At 61.6% G+C, this 18297-nt stretch carries 22 protein-coding genes; 11 read left to right on the top strand and 11 right to left on the bottom strand.

Annotation, left to right across the window (positions count from 1 at the left end; all coding sequences use genetic code 11):
* The first annotated feature begins 20 nt into the window (after positions 1-20).
* A complete protein-coding gene (locus E4633_RS02150; RefSeq protein ID WP_135868627.1) occupies positions 21-392 on the top strand; it encodes a pyridoxamine 5'-phosphate oxidase family protein in 372 nt (123 codons plus the stop codon).
* On the opposite strand, the gene dtd is transcribed toward E4633_RS02150, so the two are convergent.
* The 5 genes from dtd to dapF form a co-directional block, all read right to left on the bottom strand.
* The gene (gene dtd, locus E4633_RS02145) at positions 393-842 is read right to left on the bottom strand and encodes a D-aminoacyl-tRNA deacylase (protein ID WP_135868626.1); all 450 of its coding nucleotides are present in this window, start codon (positions 840-842) and stop codon (positions 393-395) included.
* On the bottom strand, positions 842-1357 hold the full coding sequence (locus E4633_RS02140) for an O-acetyl-ADP-ribose deacetylase (protein WP_135868625.1): 516 nt from the start codon (positions 1355-1357) through the stop codon (positions 842-844). The genes dtd and E4633_RS02140 overlap by 1 nt, the downstream gene beginning before the upstream one ends.
* A gap of 23 nt (positions 1358-1380) precedes the next feature.
* Positions 1381-2232, bottom strand: a complete 852-nt coding sequence (locus E4633_RS02135) for a deoxyribonuclease IV (protein WP_135868624.1) — start codon at positions 2230-2232, stop codon at positions 1381-1383.
* Positions 2232-2666, bottom strand: coding sequence for an HIT family protein (locus tag E4633_RS02130; protein ID WP_135869559.1), 435 nt, complete (start codon positions 2664-2666; stop codon positions 2232-2234). The genes E4633_RS02135 and E4633_RS02130 overlap by 1 nt, the downstream gene beginning before the upstream one ends.
* 111 nt (positions 2667-2777) lie before the next feature.
* On the bottom strand, positions 2778-3614 hold the full coding sequence (gene dapF, locus E4633_RS02125; protein WP_135868623.1) for a diaminopimelate epimerase: 837 nt from the start codon (positions 3612-3614) through the stop codon (positions 2778-2780).
* Positions 3615-3748: 134 nt separating this feature from the next.
* On the opposite strand from dapF, the gene E4633_RS02120 reads away from it, so the two are divergent.
* The 3 genes from E4633_RS02120 to larE all read left to right on the top strand — a co-directional run bounded on the left by E4633_RS02120 (position 3749) and on the right by larE (position 5429).
* Positions 3749-3958 carry a hypothetical protein gene (locus tag E4633_RS02120; RefSeq protein ID WP_135868622.1) on the top strand — a complete coding sequence of 70 codons (210 nt, stop codon included), beginning with the start codon at positions 3749-3751 and terminating at the stop codon, positions 3956-3958.
* 110 nt (positions 3959-4068) lie between these two features.
* Positions 4069-4527 (top strand): RrF2 family transcriptional regulator, encoded by a 459-nt coding sequence (locus tag E4633_RS02115; RefSeq protein WP_135868621.1) that lies wholly within the window; start codon positions 4069-4071, stop codon positions 4525-4527.
* Between the two features lie 95 nt (positions 4528-4622).
* Entirely contained in the window at positions 4623-5429 is an 807-nt protein-coding gene (larE, locus tag E4633_RS02110; protein WP_135868620.1) for an ATP-dependent sacrificial sulfur transferase LarE, read from the top strand.
* 1 nt (position 5430) lies between these two features.
* On the opposite strand, the gene E4633_RS02105 is transcribed toward larE, so the two are convergent.
* Positions 5431-5853 (bottom strand): Hsp20/alpha crystallin family protein, encoded by a 423-nt coding sequence (locus tag E4633_RS02105; RefSeq protein ID WP_135868619.1) that lies wholly within the window; start codon positions 5851-5853, stop codon positions 5431-5433.
* 111 nt (positions 5854-5964) lie between these two features.
* Positions 5965-6138, bottom strand: a complete 174-nt coding sequence (locus E4633_RS20485) for a hypothetical protein (RefSeq protein ID WP_198419372.1) — start codon at positions 6136-6138, stop codon at positions 5965-5967.
* A gap of 184 nt (positions 6139-6322) precedes the next feature.
* Between E4633_RS20485 and E4633_RS02100 the strand changes: the two genes are divergently transcribed.
* From E4633_RS02100 to E4633_RS02090, 3 genes are read left to right on the top strand one after another with little or no spacing between them, the layout of a single operon-like run.
* On the top strand, positions 6323-6496 hold the full coding sequence (locus E4633_RS02100; RefSeq protein ID WP_135868618.1) for a DUF4177 domain-containing protein: 174 nt from the start codon (positions 6323-6325) through the stop codon (positions 6494-6496).
* Positions 6497-9175, top strand: coding sequence for a DNA polymerase I (gene polA, locus E4633_RS02095; protein ID WP_135868617.1), 2679 nt, complete (start codon positions 6497-6499; stop codon positions 9173-9175).
* 55 nt (positions 9176-9230) lie between these two features.
* A complete protein-coding gene (locus tag E4633_RS02090) occupies positions 9231-10217 on the top strand; it encodes a PilZ-like domain-containing protein (RefSeq protein WP_135868616.1) in 987 nt (328 codons plus the stop codon).
* Here the strand turns inward: E4633_RS02090 and E4633_RS02085 are convergent.
* Together E4633_RS02085 and E4633_RS02080 are read right to left on the bottom strand one after the other, a co-directional pair.
* The gene (locus E4633_RS02085) at positions 10201-11052 is read right to left on the bottom strand and encodes an HDOD domain-containing protein (protein WP_135868615.1); all 852 of its coding nucleotides are present in this window, start codon (positions 11050-11052) and stop codon (positions 10201-10203) included. The two genes, E4633_RS02090 and E4633_RS02085, sit on opposite strands and share 17 nt — an antisense overlap.
* A 1-nt stretch (position 11053) precedes the next feature.
* Positions 11054-12964, bottom strand: a complete 1911-nt coding sequence (locus E4633_RS02080) for a GspE/PulE family protein (RefSeq protein ID WP_135868614.1) — start codon at positions 12962-12964, stop codon at positions 11054-11056.
* Positions 12965-13211: 247 nt separating this feature from the next.
* Here E4633_RS02080 and E4633_RS02075 point away from each other — a divergent pair, with 247 nt between their 5' ends.
* The 3 genes from E4633_RS02075 (at position 13212) to E4633_RS02065 (ending at position 15530) form a co-directional block, all read left to right on the top strand.
* Positions 13212-13919, top strand: a complete 708-nt coding sequence (locus tag E4633_RS02075) for a Smr/MutS family protein (protein WP_135868613.1) — start codon at positions 13212-13214, stop codon at positions 13917-13919.
* A gap of 231 nt (positions 13920-14150) precedes the next feature.
* Complete coding sequence (locus tag E4633_RS02070) at positions 14151-15053, top strand: ROK family protein (RefSeq protein WP_135868612.1); 903 nt, start codon at positions 14151-14153, stop codon at positions 15051-15053.
* 78 nt (positions 15054-15131) lie between these two features.
* Entirely contained in the window at positions 15132-15530 is a 399-nt protein-coding gene (locus tag E4633_RS02065) for an FKBP-type peptidyl-prolyl cis-trans isomerase (RefSeq protein WP_135868611.1), read from the top strand.
* Positions 15531-15564: 34 nt separating this feature from the next.
* Here E4633_RS02065 and E4633_RS02060 read toward each other — a convergent pair whose 3' ends face one another.
* A complete protein-coding gene (locus tag E4633_RS02060; RefSeq protein WP_135868610.1) occupies positions 15565-16731 on the bottom strand; it encodes a DUF2235 domain-containing protein in 1167 nt (388 codons plus the stop codon).
* Positions 16732-16844: 113 nt separating this feature from the next.
* Positions 16845-17141, bottom strand: a complete 297-nt coding sequence (locus tag E4633_RS02055; RefSeq protein ID WP_135868609.1) for an MTH1187 family thiamine-binding protein — start codon at positions 17139-17141, stop codon at positions 16845-16847.
* A gap of 212 nt (positions 17142-17353) precedes the next feature.
* Here E4633_RS02055 and E4633_RS02050 point away from each other — a divergent pair, with 212 nt between their 5' ends.
* Positions 17354-18289 (top strand): NmrA family NAD(P)-binding protein, encoded by a 936-nt coding sequence (locus E4633_RS02050; protein WP_135868608.1) that lies wholly within the window; start codon positions 17354-17356, stop codon positions 18287-18289.
* Positions 18290-18297 lie beyond the last annotated feature (8 nt).

Below are 18297 nucleotides of genomic sequence, written 5' to 3'. Positions count from 1 at the left end.
GGAAAAAGGGGGCGGAACTCATGAAACTTGCGGAACTGTTTCCGGAGGGTGGGCGCGGCATAATCGGAACGGCCGACGCAAACGGCGTGGTCAATCTCGCCGTCTTTGCCCTACCGTACGTGGTGGACGAGGAGACCCTGGCCTGGGGATTCAGCGAGGGGCGCAGCATCGAGAACCTGAGGCAGAACCCGCACGCGAGCTACCTCTATCTCGCGCCTTCCAGGGGGTACAGCGGCTGGAGGCTTACCCTGACCATGATCGAGGAAAAGGGGGAAGGGGAACTGCTGAACGAGATAAAGGAACGGACAGCGCTGGTGGCAAGCCCGCAGGCAAGCGCGCAGGTGAGCCGGGTGGCGTACTTCAAGGTGGATGAGGTGCGTCCGTTGATGTGATTACCGGGTGCGCGGGGTCTCCAGGATGAAGGTGACTGGACCGTCGTTCACGAGCGACACCTCCATATCCGCCTGGAAGATCCCGCTTTGCACCGGCACGCCGAGCTCCCAGACCTTCCCCATGAAGTAGCTGTAGAGGCGGTTCGCCTCGGCCGGATCGGCCGCGGTGTCGAACGAGGGGCGCCTCCCCTTGGAGCAGTTTCCGGCCAGGGTGAACTGCGAGACCGCCAGCATCTCCCCCTTCACGTCGGCCAGGGCCAGGTTCATCTTCCCCTGTTCGTCGGTGAAGATCCTGAGGTTCACGATCTTCTCGGCCAGCCAGTCCGCCTGTTTGCAGGAGTCGCCGATCTCGACGCCGAGCAGCACCAGGATGCCGTGGTCGATCTCGCCCACCACCTTGCCATCCACACGTACGCTCGCCGTTTTCACCCTCTGGATCACAGCCTTCACTAAAAAACCTCCTCCATCGTTTCCCGGTAGATCCCGGCCGCCTCCGGTGAGAAGGCGACGAAGACGATACGTGCGAGCTCGGGGTTGCTCTCGAGCGCCGACTTCGCCTCCTCCAGCGCGATGCGGCAGGCCAGACGCATGGGATAGCCGTAGACCCCGGTGCTGATGGCGGGGAAGGCTATCGTTGCCAGCCCGCTTTCGCGGGCGAGACGGTAGCAGTTGCGGTAGCAGGAGCGCAGAAACGCGGGCTCGCCGTGGTTGCCTCCCTGCCAGACCGGCCCAACCGTGTGGATCACGTGGCGCGCCGGGAGGCGGTACCCCGCCGTGATGCGTGCCTCGCCGGTCGGGCACCCACCGATGGTGCGGCACTCGGCCAGAAGTTCCGGCCCGGCGGCCCGGTGGATGGCGCCGTCGACGCCCCCGCCGCCCAGAAGCGAGCTGTTGGCCGCGTTCACGATGGCGTCCACCGTGAGTTTCGTGATGTCACCCTGGAAGATCTCCACCTTCTCGCGCATGCTAACCCCCTTTGCAGGGCCGATCAGCTTTCGACCAGGCTCCGCAGCAGCTTCAGGTTCACCGCATCCATCTCGTCATCGTCCCCCTTGGGTGTCTCGATCACCTTCGGGACCAGGGCGAAGTGCGGGTCGTTCATGATGAGGCGGAAGGCCTCGAGCCCCAGGGCTCCGGCGCCTATATGCTCGTGGCGGTCCACCTTACAGCCGAGCCCCTTCCTCGAGTCGTTCAGGTGGAAGGCCATGAGCCGCTCGATCCCCAAAAGGGCGTCGAACTCGTCGAAGGTCTTGCGGTAGCCGTCCCGGTCGGCGATGGGGTAGCCCGAGGCGAAGGCGTGGCAGGTGTCGAAGCAGACGCCGAAGCGGGTCGGGTACGAGGAACCTTCGATGATGGCCTTCAGGTGCTGGAATTGGTAGCCGAGGTTGCTCCCCTGGCCGGCGGTGTTCTCCAGGAGCACCTTGCCGGTGAACTCCGGAACTTCCGCAAGGAGCTGGTCGAACGCCTCGCAGACGCGCCTCAGGCCGGTCTCTTCGCCGTCGCCGTTATGAGAGCCGGGGTGCATGACGATTTTGTCGATGCCGAGCTTCGCGCAGCGCTGCAACTCTTCCCGGAAGGCGAGGAGGCTTTTGTCCTTCACGTCGCCCGGGGCGGCCGCCAGGTTGATCAGGTAGATGTCGTGGCTCATGGCACCGGCGATGCCGCTGGCGGCGAGCTTGTCCCTGAAGAGCTTGGCGTCGGCGTCCGAGATCGCCTTGCCGCGCCACTGGTTAGCGTTCTGGGTGAAGACCTGGATGAAACCGCATCCCGCAGCCACGCCGCGATCAACGGCGTTATGGATGCCTCCCGAAATGGAGACGTGGGCGCCCAGAAGATCCATTACCGCTCCTCCCTTGCTTCGAGTTTCTCCAGGTGGGTCCGGATCAGCGCCGCCCGCTCCAGATATTCCTCGCTTTTGAGGATCAGCTCCTGGTGCGGCTCGCTCCAGTGCGGGCGGGGCCAGAGGGGATCACCCGAGCGGCGCGGCACGATGTGCCAGTGCATGTGGGGCGCCATGTTGCCTAGCAGCTCGTAGTTGATCTTGTCCGGGTTGAACGCGTTGTAGAGCGCCTCGGCGACGGCGCACACCTCCGCCATCACCCCGTTTCGGACCGACTCGTCCAGATGGAAGAGCTCCGTTACGTGCGTCTTGGTATAGACGAAGCAGTAGCCGGGAAAGAACTGGTCACGGTTCAGGGAAACCAGCGTGTGTTCCAGTTCGACGACCCGCTGTTCCTCGTCGTCCTCCCACTTGGTGCAGATGGGGCAGGTCATAGTGATTCCTTTTAAAATCGTGATCGGGACGATCTTCGATCTCATCGTCCACATCCCCTCTCCCTTTGGGAGAGGGATTCGCAAACTAACGCAAACAGGGCTTTCTGTCGCTCAGATGTCGATCTCGCCGCTGAACACCTCGACGGCGGGGCCGGTCATGTAGATGTTGCCGTCCTCGCTCCACTCCATCTCGAGGTCGCCCCCCAAAAGGTGGTTCAATATCTTCTTCTCGGTGAGCCCGTTCAGGACGCACGCCGCGGTCACGGCGCTCGAGCCGGTGCCGCAGGCGAGTGTTTCGCCGGCGCCGCGCTCCCAGGTCCGCTGGCGTATCTCGGTGCGGGAAACAACCTGCACGAATTCCACGTTGGTCCGGCGTGGGAAGAGCTCGTGGTTCTCGATGATCGGGCCGTATTTTTCGACCGGGAAGTTGCCGACATCGTCCACGAAGATGACGCAGTGCGGGTTCCCCATCGAGGCGCAGGTGATGTTGAAGGTGGAATGCAGCACGTTGAGAGGCGCGCTTACCACCTTCTCGTCCGGATTCCCGAGCATCGGGATCTCCTTCCTGGTCAGACGCGGCGGCCCCATGTTGACCCGCACCTTCTCAACCTTGTTGCCACCATCGGTGAAGAGCTGGAGGGTGAGGATGCCGGCGCCCGTCTCGGCGGTGATCTCCTTTTTCGAGACGATGCCGTGGTCGTAGGCGTACTTGGCGACGCAGCGGATGCCGTTGCCGCACATCTCGCTCTCGGAACCGTCCGAATTGAACATGCGCATCCTCACGTCGGCCACTTCGCTCGGCATGATGAGGATGAGGCCATCGGAGCCAATGCCGAAGTTGCGGTTGGAAACCTTGATGGCAGCCGCGGCGGGATCTTGCACCTTTTCTTTAAAGCAGTCGACGTAGACGTAATCGTTGCCGGCGCCCTGCATCTTCGTGAATTTCATAGTGAAAACCCCCAAGGGAAAATGTCCTCTCTAAATAGCAAAAAGCGCCCCCGGCAACAAGCGAAAACGGGTGGTGCTTGACCGCCCCGTATACTTTTCAGTAAGATCATGAGAAAAATCGGGACGGAGGTCTAATGGAAATCAAGAACAAGATTTGGATGAACGGCAGTCTGGAGTGGTACGCCTACATCGACGACGCCGAGGTGTTCCTCGGGAGCAGGGAGGTTCCGACGCCGCTCGAGGAGGGGGACAAGTGGACAAACGCCTACGGAGACGTGTTCCAGGTCATTGACGGTTTCATCGTCCTGGTGGAAAGGGTTGAGCCTCCGCAGCGTTACTGGTGATATGCCGCGTGTCTGAGGGGGTAAATTCAGGCATACGATTGTTTATATTGTTGACACGAAAAATGTGGTATTGTATCTTCGCTTAACAACCATCAGCGGGAGATACAGCCATGAGACTTTCGACCAAAAGCCGTTACGGCTTGAGGGCTCTTTTCGACATCGCATACAACGCCGGGAGTCAGCCCGCCCAGATCCAAGACATATCGCGCCGGCAGGACATATCGCCGCGTTACCTCGAGCAGATATTCCAGGGGCTCAAGAAACACGGCATCCTGAAGAGCAAGCGCGGGCCGCAGGGGGGGTACTGCCTCGCCAAGAGCCCGGAAGAGATCACTGTGCGTGCCGTCATCGAGGCGACCGAGGGGGATACCCTGATCGTGGACTGCTCGGGGCGTAGGAAGGGGGAGTGCGGCTTCGACGGAAGCTGTGTGACCCAGACGGTCTGGGAGGAGTCGAACTCCAGGCTGAACGAGTTCTTTGAGTCGGTGACGCTGAAGACCCTGTGCGACAGGGGCGAGGCGATCGGCATCAAGCGGGAGCAGGACCACCGCTTCATGTACTTCATCTGACGTCGGCAACGACAAGCAATGCGACTGCAGCCGCGGCGCACCAGCTGTGACTGCAACTGGGGCGGCCCCGTCTGACGGTGCTATCAAGAGGAAAGATGGGCACTCCCCAGGAAAAATACCGCAAGCTGCAGGAGATCCTGCGCGAAATGGGTTCGGTCCTCGTCGCCTTCTCGGGCGGGGTCGACTCCACCTTTCTCCTCAAGGCGGCCTGCGACACGCTCGGAACCGGGCGCGTCCTTGCCGTCACCGCAACTTCCCCCACCTATCCGGAATCGGAACTTAACGAGGCGAAGCGTCTGGCCGCCGTGATTGGCGCGACGCAGATCCTCGTCGAATCCAACGAGCTGGAAATACCGGGATTCAGCCATAACCCGAAGGACCGCTGCTACCACTGCAAGAGCGAGCTCTTCCGCATCTGCAGCGACAAGGCGCGCGAGAAAGGCTTCTCCTGCGTCGCCGACGGCAGCAACACCGACGACCTGGGGGATTACCGCCCGGGGCGGGTCGCCGCCTGCGAACTCAAGGTGCGCTCACCGCTACTCGAGGCGGAGCTCTCGAAATCCGACATCCGGGAACTCTCCCGTGGGCTCGGCCTTCCCACCTGGGACAAGCAGGCCTACGCCTGCCTGGCGAGCCGTTTCCCGTACGGGACCGAGATCACCGGCGAGCGGCTGAACCAGGTCGAGCGCTGCGAGGAGTTTCTGAAGGGGGAGGGCTTCCGCGTGTACCGGGTACGCTTCCACCTGGAGAGCGCGCGCATCGAGCTCTCCGAGGACGAATTGCCGCGCATGCTCGAGCCGGCGTTGCGCCGGCGCACGGTGGACTTCTTCCGGCAGGCAGGGTTCACCTACGTCTCACTCGACCTGCAGGGGTACCGCACCGGCAGCATGAACGAGGGGTGAGCTAGGCGAGCTCCACGGTGATGGTCTTGGGGATGGTGATGGTGAGGACGCCGCTGTCGCAGCTCGCATTCAGATGCGCGAGGTCGAAGTCGGCGGGAATGGCGAAGCTTCTCTGGAAGGGGCCGAAGTAGCGCTCGATGCGGTGGAAGTTCTCCTTGCGGATCTCCTCGCCGTGCTTTCTTTCACCCTTGATGGTCAGTGTCTGTTCCTCGGTCCTGATGTCGATGTCGTCGAGTTCCACGTCGGGTAGCTCCACCTTGATGGTGACCGCTGCGTTGCTCTCGTAGACGTCGGCGGGGGGCTGCCAGACGCCCTCCCTGATCTCTTCACCTACCTCGCGCGTCCAGGCCAGGTCCAGCAGCCGGTTCATCTTGTCCTGCATGCTTCTCAGTTCACTCAGCGGGTTGTACCTGACGATCGCCATCTCTTTCCTCCGGATGATGCGCCGCACGGCGCACAGTGCTAAATCTAAACCGCAAATTTAAGGGGAGGGAGCCGTTCTCTCAAGCCCCCTCCCCGTAATTTCCTTCTCCTTTTAAATCCGCTTTCCCTTGGGTACGGTGTGTTTCAGTTTCTTGGAGCCATCATACAGGTGCTGTTTCACCTGCTCTCTTTGTGCCTTCAAGTCCTTTTTCTCGTAGTCGACTGCCAGGTTAACTTCCATCTGTTGCGCCAATTGGTCGATGGTCTCTTCGTCGTTTCTTGCCATGCTGGCTCCCCTTTTGCCTGGTTGGTTGACATCGAAAACCTAACTGCCTGAACTTGTTGCACCCCCTTTTAGTTTTTTGAGAATCATAACAGTTTGACCCTTTTTTGCAACAGAACATTTCGCCTTGAAGCACAGGGGTTTATCGGATAATATGGCCCGGAAATGCCAATCATGAGGAGTATTTATGCTGCAGTACAAGGTCGTCGAGATAGGCCACGTTTCAGAGGACACCATCGAGGAAGCGCTCAACGAATGGACCCGCAAGGGGTGGAAATTCGACGCCATGCAGTTCGCCATGCGGGACGCGAGCAAGCGTCCTTCCATGGCCTTCGTAGTCTTCACCAAAGAGGAGAATTAGGTGACCGCTGAAAGAGAGACCCTGTACCTTCTGGACGGTTCATCCTATATCTACCGCGCCTACTTCGCCATACGCCACCTGAGCTCGCCTAACGGTTTCCCCACCAACGCGCTTTACGGCTTCACGCAGATGCTTCTGAAGGTAATGAAGGACCGGGCCCCGGCCCACGTGGCGGTGATCTTCGACGCCGGTAAGCACACCTTCAGAAACGAGCTCTTCCCCGCCTACAAGGCGACCCGAAGCGCCATGCCCGAGGACTTAGCCCAGCAGATCGCGCCGATCAAGCAGATGGTGCGCGCCTTCAATATCCCAGCCCTGGAGCTTCCGGGGTGGGAGGCCGACGACATCATCGGGACCATCGCGAAAAAGGCCGAAAGCGCGGGGCTCGACTGCGTGGTGGTCACCGGCGACAAGGACCTGATGCAGATCGTCACCGAGCACGTGACCCTTCTCGACACCATGAAGGAGAAGAGCTTCGGCATCCCCGACGTCATCGAGAAGTTCGGCGTGGAGCCGGCGCGGGTGGTGGATGTGCTCGCCCTCTGGGGGGACACCTCGGACAACATCCCCGGCGTACCGGGTGTGGGCGAGGTGACCGCGAAGAAGCTCCTGCTGGAGTACGGCACGCTGGACGAACTCTTGGCGCGCGCCGGCGAGGTGAAGGGGAAGACCGGCGAGCGGCTCGTCGAGTTCGCGGACCAGGCACGTCTTTGCCGAACCCTGGCGACCATCGACTGCGACGTCCCAATCGAGTACGACATCGACGACTTCGCGGTGACCCCGCCGGACAACCGGCGCCTTGCCGCGCTCTTCAGGGAGTACGGCTTCGCCACCCTTTTAAAGGACCTGACCAGTTCGCCTACGCTCTCCTGCGAGCGCTATTCCGTCGTCCTCACCGAGGCCGAGCTGCGCGCGCTGGTGGAGAAGCTCGAAAAGGCCCCCGCCTTCGCCATCGATCTCGAGACCACGAGCCTCAACCCTTACGATGCGCGCATCGTCGGTTACGCCGTGAGCTGCCACGGGCACGAGGCGTATTACATCCCGGTCGGGCACCGCTACCTGGGCGCGCCCGAACAGCTCTCCGAGGAGCTGGTGCTGCAGCTTCTGGGACCGCTCCTCGCCGACCAGAACCGCAAGAAGATCGGCCAGAATCTCAAGTACGACTACCAGGTGCTGAAGCTCTCCGGCACCGAGCTTTCAGGCATCTGGTGCGACACCATGCTGGCCGCCTACCTGGTGAACCCTTCGCGTAACAGCCAGGGGCTGGACGCACTGGCCCTCGAGTACCTGGACCACCGCATGATCTCCTACTCCGAGGTGGTGGGAAGCGGCAAGTGCGAGCTGAACTTCTCGGAGGTCGACCTGGACCGGGCCGGCCCCTACTCCTGCGAGGACGCCGACGCGACCTTCCTTTTGCACGAGATCCTGCTTCCCAAGGTGCGCGAGCAGGGTATGGAAAAGCTCCTCTTCGAGGTCGAGATGCCGCTAATGGAGATCCTGGCCGACATGGAGCTGCAAGGGGTGAAGCTCGACGTGGAGCTTTTGAAGGAACTCTCGACCGGTTTCGGCCAGCAGCTGATCGAGCTCGAGGCGAAGATCCACGCGCACTGCGGCGGCCCTTTCAACATCAACTCCCCGAAACAGCTGGGCGAGATGCTCTTCGGGCGGATGGGGCTTGCCTCGGGGAAGAAGACCAAGGGGAAGACGGCCTGGTCCACCAACGTGGAGGAGCTGGAGCGCCTTGCCGAGGAACACGAGGTGGCGCGGCTTCTGCTGCAGTACCGAAGCATCTCGAAGCTCAAGTCGACATACACCGACGCGCTCCCGAGGCTCATCGATCCGAGGACCGGGAGGGTGCACACCTCCTACAACCAGGCGGTCACCAACACAGGCCGGCTCTCCTCATCGGACCCGAACCTGCAGAACATACCGGTACGCGGCGAGGAGGGACGCGGCATCCGGCGCGCCTTCATCGCCGAGCCGGGAAGCCTGATCCTTTCCGCGGACTACTCCCAGATCGAGCTCAGGGTGCTTGCGCACCTCTCCGGCGACCGGGTGCTCTGCGACGCCTTCGCGGCCGGCGAGGACATCCACAGCCGCACCGCGGCCGAGGTGTTCGGCATGTTCCCTGAACTGGTGACCTCCGAGATGAGACGGCAGGCCAAGGTGATCAACTTCGGCGTCATCTACGGCCAGGGGGCCTTCTCTCTCGCCAAAGAGCTGGGGGTGCCCCCCAAGCAGGCGAAGGCCTTCATCGACAGCTACTTCGAGCGGCACGCGGGGGCGCGGAGCTTTCTCGACAGCTGCATCGCCGAGGCAGAGACCTGCGGCTTCGTCACCACGATCCTGGGCAGGAGGCTGCAGATCCCGGAGATCGCGAGCAAAAACGGCAACGTGCGCGCCTTCGCGCAGCGTAACGCCACCAACTACCCGATCCAGGGTTCTGCGGCGGACATCATCAAGGCCGCCATGATCCGGGTCTCTCGCCGCATGCAGGAGGAACAGGTGCAAAGCCGCCTGATCATGCAGGTGCACGACGAACTGGTTTTCGAGGTGCCTGAGCGCGAGCGGGAACAGATGGAGGAGCTGGTGCGCACGGAGATGGAGGGGGCGCTGCCGCTTGCCGTGCCGCTCAAGGTCGACCTGAACTTCGGCCGGAACTGGAGCGAAGCCCACTAAGCTTTTGGCGCGCGGCGCCGAAGAGCTTTCTATTGCATATGACAGTGGAGGTAGTATGGCCCAGGAGCTGGAACAGTACGCAAGGTACTTCCACGAGGGGGAGCGGATCCGGGTGGGGATCCCCATGGAGGGGGGCGGCTGGTTCCCCGAGTGGGGTGTGGTCGCCACGCTGGACGACGATCTTCTCCTGGTCGACCTGTCGCGCGATCAGCTCCCTGAGGAGGCGCAGCTAAGGACCGGGGAGACCCTGAACGTCGGTATCCCCGAGAACGAGGGGGGGGTGACCTGCCGCGCCGTTCTAGTGAGCGACGAGACGGCGGAGCACCGCCTGGTGCTGCGCCTGGTGGATGACGTCTACTCGTTCGAGCCGCGCGAGTACTACCGCCAGGACGTCTACCTGCCGCTCGACTTCCGGCTCCCCTTGAGCCAGATCGAGACGGACGTGAAGCAGCGCTGGTTGAAACGCCGCCTGGAGATGGAGTTCGCGGCGCAGACCCCGGAGCCGGGCGAGCCCGAGGAACTCGAGGACAGCAGGGAGGAGATCAGGGCGCGGCTGGAAAAGCGCAAAGACTCCACCCCTGTGGTCGCCAACATGTCCGGCGGAGGGCTGCGCATAAATATCAACCGCAAGATGATTGTGGGGCAGTTCATCGAGCTGAGTCTCTACCTTCCCGGCGCGCCGAGGCTCATCGAGATCGTGGGTGAGGTGGTGGAGGTGCGCGAGGTGCCGGATACCACCCGTTTCAGTACCGCGGTGAAGTACCGCTTCATCGACGAGGCGGACCGTGACCGGCTCATCGGCTACATACAGGGGCAGCAACTCAGGCAGCTCGCCCAGAATCCCCGGGTGCTTCCCGAACCGGAGCCGAGCGTTTCGCCGTGGGTGCGGCGCGTGCAGGTGGCGTTTGCCCTGATCCTGCTCACCGCCTTCATCGGCTGCCAGGTGCGCGCCATCCTGGTGGCTAAGGAGCGCGGCGAGAAGTGGGAGGTACAGCGCATCTTCGACGAGGGGTTCATCGACTTCCTCAAGAGGCAGAGGTGACCATCTCCATGGCATCCTCTATCATGATTTCCAGCTCGGCGAGCATGATCTCCTTGATTCCCAGCCCCTGAGCCTCGCTTGTCGCGGCGAGCATCAGGTTCGGCTCCGGCGTCCCCCCCAGTCCCAGTTTCCTGCAGGCGTGGTCCACCAGGCGCACGAGGCTTAAAAGCACGTTCCCCGTCTCCTCCAGATCCTTGTGGTGGTCCCGCACGATGTTGCAGTAAACCTCGGGCAGGTTCCACTTCTGCATCAGCTGGTAACCCGATTCGGTGTGCATGGCCGCGATGATCTCGTTGGTGAGTTCCCGCGACACCCCCCTTTGCTCTCCGTCGGTCAGCGCGATCCCCTCCAGCACTTTCAGTATCAGCAGGCTCCCGATGTCGTGGAGCAGCCCCGCGATGAAACCTTCCTGGGCGAGGTTCCGATAGCCGTTTTTCTCACACAGCCAGCGCGTGCCTATGGCGCAGCCGATGGCGTGTTTCCAGAGCACCTGGGCGTGTGACTTGAGCTCGGGATGGGTCAGGCTGTTGTAACTGTGCTGCTGCGAGGCGAGCATGGCGACGCTCGCCACCTCGCGCGTTCCGAGCCGCACCACGGCGTCGGTAATCGTGGTGACCTTGGCGAGCCCGCTGAAAAAGGCTGAGTTCGCGAGCCTCAGCACCTGGCTCGTCAGCGCCTGATCCTTGATGATCAGCGCCACCACCTGGTCGATGCTGAAATCCTTGCCGGAGAGGATCCCCTGCAGCTTGACGGCGATCGGGTGGAACACGGGGAGGTTGAGCGTCTCGCTTTCGAGCTGTTCCTTCACTACCTCGACGAAAGGCTTCTCGTGCATGTCATTCCCCCAAAAGGCGCCTGATCTCGGCGATCGGGCGCGGTTTGCCGATCCTCGGCAGAAGTCGTACCGCGTCGTGCAGGGAGACCTCCCCCCGGGCCGCCTTGCAAAGCCCCGATTCGAGCAGCGTCACCATGCCGGTCGTCTCCGTGGAGATCTTCCTGATCTCGTAGGAGGTCTTCTTGCTGAGGATGGCGTCTTTCACCAGTTCGTTCAGGATCAGCATCTCGAATACGCCGACCCGGCCCCGGTAGCCGCTGTAGCGGCACTTACTGCACCCCCGTCCCGCCTTGAACTCGGCCCCGCGCAGATCGGCGTTGCTGTAGCCGATCCGGCGCAGTTCGGTTGGGTTGGGAAGGTAGGGTTCGGCGCATTCCGGGCAGACCCGGCGCAGCAGACGCTGGGCGAGGACGCATACCACGGTGGAGGCGATCAGGAAGGCCTCGATCTCCATGTTCATCAGGCGTAAAAGACCGCCGACGCTGTCCTCGGTGTGGAAGGTGGTGAGTACCTTGTGCCCGGTTAGCGCCGCCTGGATCGCGATCTCGGCGGAAAAGTTGTCACGGATCTCGCCGAGGACGATGATGTCTGGGTCCTGGCGCACGATGTGGCGCAGGGTTTCCTCGAAGATGACGCCGATCTTCTGGTTGATGGAACACTGGGCGATCCCCTCGATGACGTACTCCACCGGCTCCTCGGCGGTCACGATGCTGGTGGAGAGCTCGTTTAAGTGCTGGACGCAGCTGTACAGGGTCGAGGTCTTGCCGCTGCCGGTGGGGCCGGTGACGATGAGGACGCCGCTTGGCGTGTCCACCGCGTCGTCGATGAAGCGCTCGAGCATGCGCGCCGGCATCCCGATCTCCTTCAGGTCGAGGAGTTCCCCCTTCATGCTCAGAAGGCGGAGCACGATCTTTTCGCCGTGGATGGTGATGTAGAAGGAGACCCGCATGTCGAGGGTGGCGCCCGTTTTCGGGCTTTCGTAGCAGATCCTGCCGTCCTGGTGCCTTCTTCTCTCGGCTATGTCCGCTTCGGCCATCACCTTGATCCTGCTGCTTAAGGGAAGCGCCAGCTCCTTGGCGAAGTCCTTGTACAGGATCAGCATGCCGTCGCGCCGGAAACGGACCCGGAGCACCCCCCTCATCGGCTCGATGTGGATGTCACTCGCCCCCTCCTTGAGCGCCTCCTCAAATATCGAGTTGACGATGCCGGTCACGGTGTGTTCGTCGGTGGCGGTACCGTCCCCTTGGATGATGCCGCGCTTCAACAGGGTGAAGGCATCGCGGATCGCCTTCATGGTGCAAATGGCGAAGAGGGTGTTCGGACCGAACAGCTTCTCAGCGGTCTTTCTCCCTTCCATGTTCAAGGGGTCGGCGATGGCGACCGTCACCCGCCCCCCTTCCTCTTTGACCGGGACGAAGTTGTGCTGTGAGAGCCAGTGCTGAGGCACCTTGGCGAGAAGGGAACGGTCGATGTCGGCGGCGTCGAGGTCGATGAAGGGAAAGCCGAGCTGGAAGGCAAGCACCTCGGCCAGGGTGTACTCCTCGATGAAACGCTGCTCCACCAGGATCTCCCCGAGCATCTTGCAGTTGTCGCCTTCGCGCTGGATGCCGAGCGCCGCCTGCAACTCGGCCGGTTTCAGGTAGCCGAGCTCCACCAGCAGGGCTCCAAGCTTCACCGAAACGATATTGTTGCGCAGCGTCTCGCGCAGTTGCTCACGGGTGAAAAAGCCGAGTTCGAGCAGCACGGCGATCAGCGTCCTCGGCGTGACGAGCTTCCCCTTCACCCGCTGGGCGTAGGAGAGCTGTTGCTCCGCCAGGTGCCCGGACTTGACCATCAGCGATGCTATCTCCAGTCCGGAATCGACTCCACCGTCCTTTCGGGCTGCCTGGTTCTGATAGTTGGAGCTCTCCATGGATCATCCCCCGCACAGCCGCGACACCCAGCAGACCGCGGCCGTGGACACTCTTCGTTGACATCCGCCCAAAAACCTTGGTAGTATACCATGCCGATTGGAGGGGGCTAATATTTCTGTCTCCTGAAACGACGCAGGGATATTCCTTTGACATCAACAAAAACAGCAGCTTATGCTGGCGTAGATCTTTAGGGTTGCACCGGGTCGGACCGCAGGCAGAGCAGAAGACAAGGAAGGACTCCGCTGCATGAAAAATAAAGAGAAGCAGAAACCGAAGCAGAAAGAGTTCAGCTCGTCCCCCTTCAAGGCCCTCAAAGGGGCCCCCCTCGACGTGCGCAGTGCCGCGGCGCCCCCTCCCCCGAAAAAGGAGGAGCCAGTCGCCAAGACCGGGCAGGACCTCTCGGACGAGATGCTGTTTTTCGAGGCGGTGGCCGGCGTGAAGCGTCTTGCCGGGACGCCCGCCGCGGCGCCCGCCAAGGTGAAAGAGCATCAGGCGGCGAAGGTCCGGCGTGATGAGGAAGACCAGAACCTGTTCCTGAAGGCGTTGGACGCCTTGAAGCTCGACGTTCGGTTCGAGGATCAGTTGCACGAGGAAGAGCACGTTCTGCGTACAGCTCCGGTGAACCGTATGCGTCAGGTGCGCCGCGGAGGTATCCGGCTTGACTTCCAACTCGATCTGCACGGCCTGACCAGAGATGAAGCGCTTGAGAACCTGGAGCGTTTCGTCAAGGGGGCGTACAACCGGGGCCAGAAAGGGGTGCTCGTCATCACCGGCAAGGGGAACAACTCCCCTGGGGAGCCGGTGCTGAAGACGGCCGTGGCCAAGTGGCTAAGGGAAAACGGTAAGGGGATGGTAGCTGAGTGCGTTCAGGCTCCCAACGACATGGGGGGGAGCGGGGCGATCGTGGTCTTTTTGAAGGAGAAAAAGGTGGAGCCGGAGGAGAGCGGGAAGTAGGGGCGCGCGGAGTGGCGGGGCTCAGTTCTTCCTGGCTCACACCGTGCAACACTTATATAATGGTTGCTCACACGGCCCCCGTCTCCGGGGGCTTTTCCGTTCCGGATCATACATGATCTTCCGCCGCGTACCTCTGCGTACCCTCTCCCTTCGGGCACCCTCTCCCGGAGGGAGAGGGGAGTAGTGGACGTCGTCGCGGCATAGGATTTGGAACCATTAAGGAGCAACAAAATGCAGCCTACGGAGCTTTACCGCATCGGGATAGACCTGGGTGGGACCAAGACGGAAGGGGTGTTGCTTGATGCGCGGGACACCGTGCTAACGCGGGAGCGCCGCGCGACGCCTCTTGCCGAGGGGTACCAGGCGATCGTCGAGTCGGTGGTGCGGCTCGTGCGCGACCTTGCGTCCCTTGTTCCGGCGGGTGCCGGCTGCACCGTCGGAATCGGCATCCCCGGCTCGGTCGACGAGGTCTCCGGCCTCGTGCGCAACGCGAACTCGGTGTGCCTCATCGGGCGCCCCTTCCAGGCGGACCTGGAGCGGCTTCTGGAGCGGAAGATCGCGGTCCGTAACGATGCGGACTGCTTCACCCTCGCCGAATGCCGCAAGGGAGCGGGGGTGGGTTACGGGCTCGTGTTCGGCGTGATCATGGGAACCGGGTGCGGCGGAGGGATCTGCCTGGACGGTGTGGTGCGCGAAGGGCCGCACCGGATCAGCGGGGAGTGGGGGCACATATCGATAGACCCGGCTGGTGCCATGTGCTACTGCGGCAACCGCGGTTGCATCGAGACCAAGATCAGCGGCTCCGGTGTCGAGGCCGCCTACCTCACCCGCAACGGCGTGAGCCTCACCATGGAGGAGATCGTGGCGGGGGCGCGCGGGGGAGAGCCCCGGGCTCTGGTCGCCTTCAACACCTTCCTCGACGACTTCGGCCGCAGTATGGGCGGGCTCATCTCGATGCTCGACCCGGACGCCGTAGTGCTGGGGGGCGGGCTTTCCAACATCGATGAGCTCTACGATGCCGGCCTGGAAAGGGTGCGGCACTACGTATTCCACAACGACCTGCGCACGCCGATCCTGAGGCACAGGCTTGGGGACTCCGCCGGAGTTTTCGGGGCTGCCTGGATCGGTATCTGAGTCGGCGCCGGTTGCGTTTGGAATCGTTAACGTTACTATATTCTGGTTTTCATAAGACCCCTTGAAAGGTGGTGCCCCATGGAAACCGGAACCGGCAAAACGGTGAACATCAGGTACAAGTGCAGGCTCGAGGACGGCAGGGTTTACCTAGTCGGCGAACGTAACACCCTGGAGTTCGTCGTGGGGGACGGGAGGGTGCCGCCCGCCCTGGAGCAGGGGCTCCTGGGGATGGTGCCGGGAGACCATCGCATCGTCCGGGTTCCCGCAGCCGAGGCGAACCTCTTTCCATTCCCGATAGGCTCCCATTTCGCTTTCTCAACCGAACGCTCCCCCGGAGTCGCCTACGATTTCGGCCCAGGAGCGGGAGGTGACGTTTCTCTTTCCCTCCCCGGTCGCCCGCGCGAGTACCGCGAGCCCCTTCCTGCCGGTCACGACGTCTTCTTCGAGGTCGAAATCCTCTCGGTAGAAGACCGGTGATCAGCGACACCCACCGCCTCGTTACGTACCCCGGCTATGACTCCGGATTGGAAACAAACTCCACCTTCACCGCGACGTAACCCTGGTTTTTCGGGGCGTAACCCGTGATCTGGCCGCAGAAGGCGCTGCAAAATTCGTTGCCGAACTCGGTGATACCCATCTTCCGGTAGTACGGCTCCTTGAGCATCCGATAGACCCCGCCTAGAAACTGCCTGTATGAGTCGGTCGGTTGCGCCTGTTCGAGTTTCGTCCCATCCACCTTCTGAATGTCGGTGAAGGTGAGGCCTTTTCCCTCCAGCAGGCTCTTTCTCTGCATCCACGCCAGCGCCGCATCGGCCAGCGGGTGTTCAGCGACCTTATAGCCTCCGCCGACATCGGCATGGGCGCCGGCGAACCACACCTGCTCCATCACCTGGTTGACCTTCTGCTTCGGGTTCCAGATCGTCACGGCGTAGTTCTCGCGGTGCTCGTCTATGGCGATGGCGTGGAAGGCGTTCTCTACGATGGCGCTAAGCTCTTGGTCGTGGAACTGGTAGTGCTCGGCGTTGAAGGAATCGAAAAGCTTGAAGGGAATGCCAAGGGCGCCCACCGTGTCCCAAACGCCGAGCAGCTTTATCTTCACGTCCTTATGAGCGTACCGCTCCCTGAATTTAAGCGCGAAATCGGTATCCGCGCCGCCGTCCCTGTTGCGGTAGAGCTGGTACGCGTCGATGATGTGGGGAACGTCCTCGGGGCTCATCCTCCTGAACTCATCCATGCTCGGGCGCTGCCAGGACGGATATTTCTCCTCGTCTCCCTCCCCCATTGTCAGGATCTTCGTTCTGTCGAGCAGTCCGGAATTCCTGATCAGTCCCACCATGCTCCTCGCCGTGTAAGCACCGCGACTGAAGCCGTAGGTATAGATCTCGTCGCCCGGCTCATAGTTGTCGATGAGGAACTTGTACCCCTGGCGTATGTTCAGTGAGAGTCCGTAGCCGAAAGCGCCGCCGCGGATGTGCTCGTACCACTTGGTGCCTACCCCTGAGTCGTACCATTTCAAGGTGGCGCCGTCAGGCAGTGTGCTCCCCGAGTGCTGTCGTGCGTCCACTCCGTCAAGGGAGACAAAGAGCCTTTCCACATTGGTATTGGAGTCTTTCCCGTCAGTTTCCTCGTCCGGCTTGTTCCACGTTCCGTCAAAGCAGACCACGAGTTTCTTTGGCATAGCAGACCTCCTGTTGGGATAGGAACAGAGTCTAAGACCGCTCCAATCATTTGCAAGAAGGTCTCGTGCAAATTGGCCATCTCAAACCCTCGGTCTGTGCCACCTTCCTTCCGCTACATCTTCTCCTGCACGCTCCTGATCTTGTCCTCCATGGTCTGTTCGCGGTCGGTGCGGGTGCCGAGCTTCACCGTGGTGGTGATGCGCGGGGCTCCCATGGCGTGGACGGTCTCGTGACAACGCTTGATGGCGGCGAATACGTCGTCCCATTCTCCTTCTATGTTGGTCCCGTACGAGTGCAGCGCGGTCTTAAGTCCCGCATCGGCCAGAACCTTCTCACAAGCAGCGATGTAACTGGAAAGAGAGACGCCGACACCAAGGGGAACGATGCACAGATCAACCATGACTTTCATTGCTTGTTTCTCCTTTAGCTGGATATTGGAACGCAGATGGAAGTTTCTCAGAGTCCGAACCGATATAATAATCCAAGGTGGGCAGGTTGTGAAACAGCAAAACTGCCGGTGACGGCCCCGCTTTAGCGTCTCCCGGTGCTGTTGACAACGATTCATCTGCACCTAAACTGGTTCAGTCCAAACCAAAGGCAGGCGGTTGTCAGGAGGAACAGGTGAGTGAGAGTGTGAATGCAAGGGCCAAGGTGCTGGTGACTGGTGCCACTGGTTTCATCGGAAGACGACTGGTTGCCGCCCTCGCCGCGGAAGGGATCCCGGCGCGCTGCCTGGTGCGCAACTCCTCGGTCACCTTTCCCCCGCAGGTCGAGGTGGCGCAGGGTGATCTCCTGGAGGCGAACTCACTGGTCGCCCCGCTGAGAGGTATTGAGACGGCGTACTACCTGGTGCATGCCATGGGAGGCGACCGGGCCGGGTTTGACGAACGCGACCGGAAGGCGGCACAGAACTTCGTCCGAGCCGCCGAGATGCAGGGGGTAAAGCGGGTCATTTATCTCGGGGGACTGGGCGAGGAAAGCGATCAGCTCTCTGAGCACCTGGCGAGCCGACTCGAGGTGGCTAGGGTCCTGCAAAAAGGAAATTTCCAGACCACCTACCTGCGCGCCGCCGTCATCATCGGCGCCGGCGGGGCCTCCTTCGAGATGATCCGGTACCTGGTGGAACGTCTCCCGGTGATGGTGACGCCGCGCTGGGTCTCCACACGTTGCCAGTTCATCGCTGTGCAGGACGTCATCGCCTACCTCGTCGGTTGTCTAAAGGACGAACGCACCGCCGGACAGACCTACGATATCGGAGGCCCCGAACTCCTTTCCTACCGGGAGATGATGGAGCGCTTCGCCGAGATCGAGAAGAAATTCATCAAGATATTCCCGGTCCCGTTTCTCACCCCCAGGCTCTCCTCCTACTGGGTCTGGCTCATAACCCCGGTCAAGCCCTCCATCTCCATGCCGCTCATCGAGGGACTAGGTAACGAGGTGATCTGTCACGACGACGCGATCAGGAAGATTCTTCCCATTCTGCTCACCGGATACGATGAGGCGGTACGCACCGCGCTCGAGGAGGAAGCAACATCAGAAAACCTCAAGGTTAATTAACCGCGACC

The sequence above is a fragment of the Geomonas terrae genome (assembly GCF_004791675.1).
Classification (GTDB): Bacteria; Desulfobacterota; Desulfuromonadia; order Geobacterales; family Geobacteraceae; genus Geomonas; species Geomonas edaphica.
The sequence above is the reverse complement of the archived record's forward strand: the minus strand, read 5'-3'. Positions and strand labels throughout refer to the sequence as shown.

Bases quoted from the DNA above. Each gene is read 5' to 3' on its own strand.
- E4633_RS02065 (WP_135868611.1), top strand. From the start codon at position 15,132: ATGGAAACCGGAACCGGCAAAACGGTGAACATCAGGTACAAGTGCAGG.
- E4633_RS02090 (WP_135868616.1), top strand. From the start codon at position 9,231: ATGGCCCAGGAGCTGGAACAGTACGCAAGGTACTTCCACGAGGGGGAG.
- E4633_RS02055 (WP_135868609.1), bottom strand. From the start codon at position 17,141: ATGAAAGTCATGGTTGATCTGTGCATCGTTCCCCTTGGTGTCGGCGTC.
- E4633_RS02115 (WP_135868621.1), top strand. From the start codon at position 4,069: ATGAGACTTTCGACCAAAAGCCGTTACGGCTTGAGGGCTCTTTTCGAC.
- E4633_RS02060 (WP_135868610.1), bottom strand. From the start codon at position 16,731: ATGCCAAAGAAACTCGTGGTCTGCTTTGACGGAACGTGGAACAAGCCG.
- E4633_RS02080 (WP_135868614.1), bottom strand. From the start codon at position 12,964: ATGGAGAGCTCCAACTATCAGAACCAGGCAGCCCGAAAGGACGGTGGA.
- E4633_RS02100 (WP_135868618.1), top strand. From the start codon at position 6,323: ATGCTGCAGTACAAGGTCGTCGAGATAGGCCACGTTTCAGAGGACACC.
- E4633_RS02070 (WP_135868612.1), top strand. From the start codon at position 14,151: ATGCAGCCTACGGAGCTTTACCGCATCGGGATAGACCTGGGTGGGACC.
- E4633_RS02085 (WP_135868615.1), bottom strand. From the start codon at position 11,052: ATGCACGAGAAGCCTTTCGTCGAGGTAGTGAAGGAACAGCTCGAAAGC.
- E4633_RS02120 (WP_135868622.1), top strand. From the start codon at position 3,749: ATGGAAATCAAGAACAAGATTTGGATGAACGGCAGTCTGGAGTGGTAC.
- dapF (WP_135868623.1), bottom strand. From the start codon at position 3,614: ATGAAATTCACGAAGATGCAGGGCGCCGGCAACGATTACGTCTACGTC.
- E4633_RS02130 (WP_135869559.1), bottom strand. From the start codon at position 2,666: ATGACCTGCCCCATCTGCACCAAGTGGGAGGACGACGAGGAACAGCGG.
- E4633_RS02135 (WP_135868624.1), bottom strand. From the start codon at position 2,232: ATGGATCTTCTGGGCGCCCACGTCTCCATTTCGGGAGGCATCCATAAC.
- E4633_RS02105 (WP_135868619.1), bottom strand. From the start codon at position 5,853: ATGGCGATCGTCAGGTACAACCCGCTGAGTGAACTGAGAAGCATGCAG.
- E4633_RS02075 (WP_135868613.1), top strand. From the start codon at position 13,212: ATGAAAAATAAAGAGAAGCAGAAACCGAAGCAGAAAGAGTTCAGCTCG.
- E4633_RS20485 (WP_198419372.1), bottom strand. From the start codon at position 6,138: ATGGCAAGAAACGACGAAGAGACCATCGACCAATTGGCGCAACAGATG.
- larE (WP_135868620.1), top strand. From the start codon at position 4,623: ATGGGCACTCCCCAGGAAAAATACCGCAAGCTGCAGGAGATCCTGCGC.
- E4633_RS02150 (WP_135868627.1), top strand. From the start codon at position 21: ATGAAACTTGCGGAACTGTTTCCGGAGGGTGGGCGCGGCATAATCGGA.
- E4633_RS02140 (WP_135868625.1), bottom strand. From the start codon at position 1,357: ATGCGCGAGAAGGTGGAGATCTTCCAGGGTGACATCACGAAACTCACG.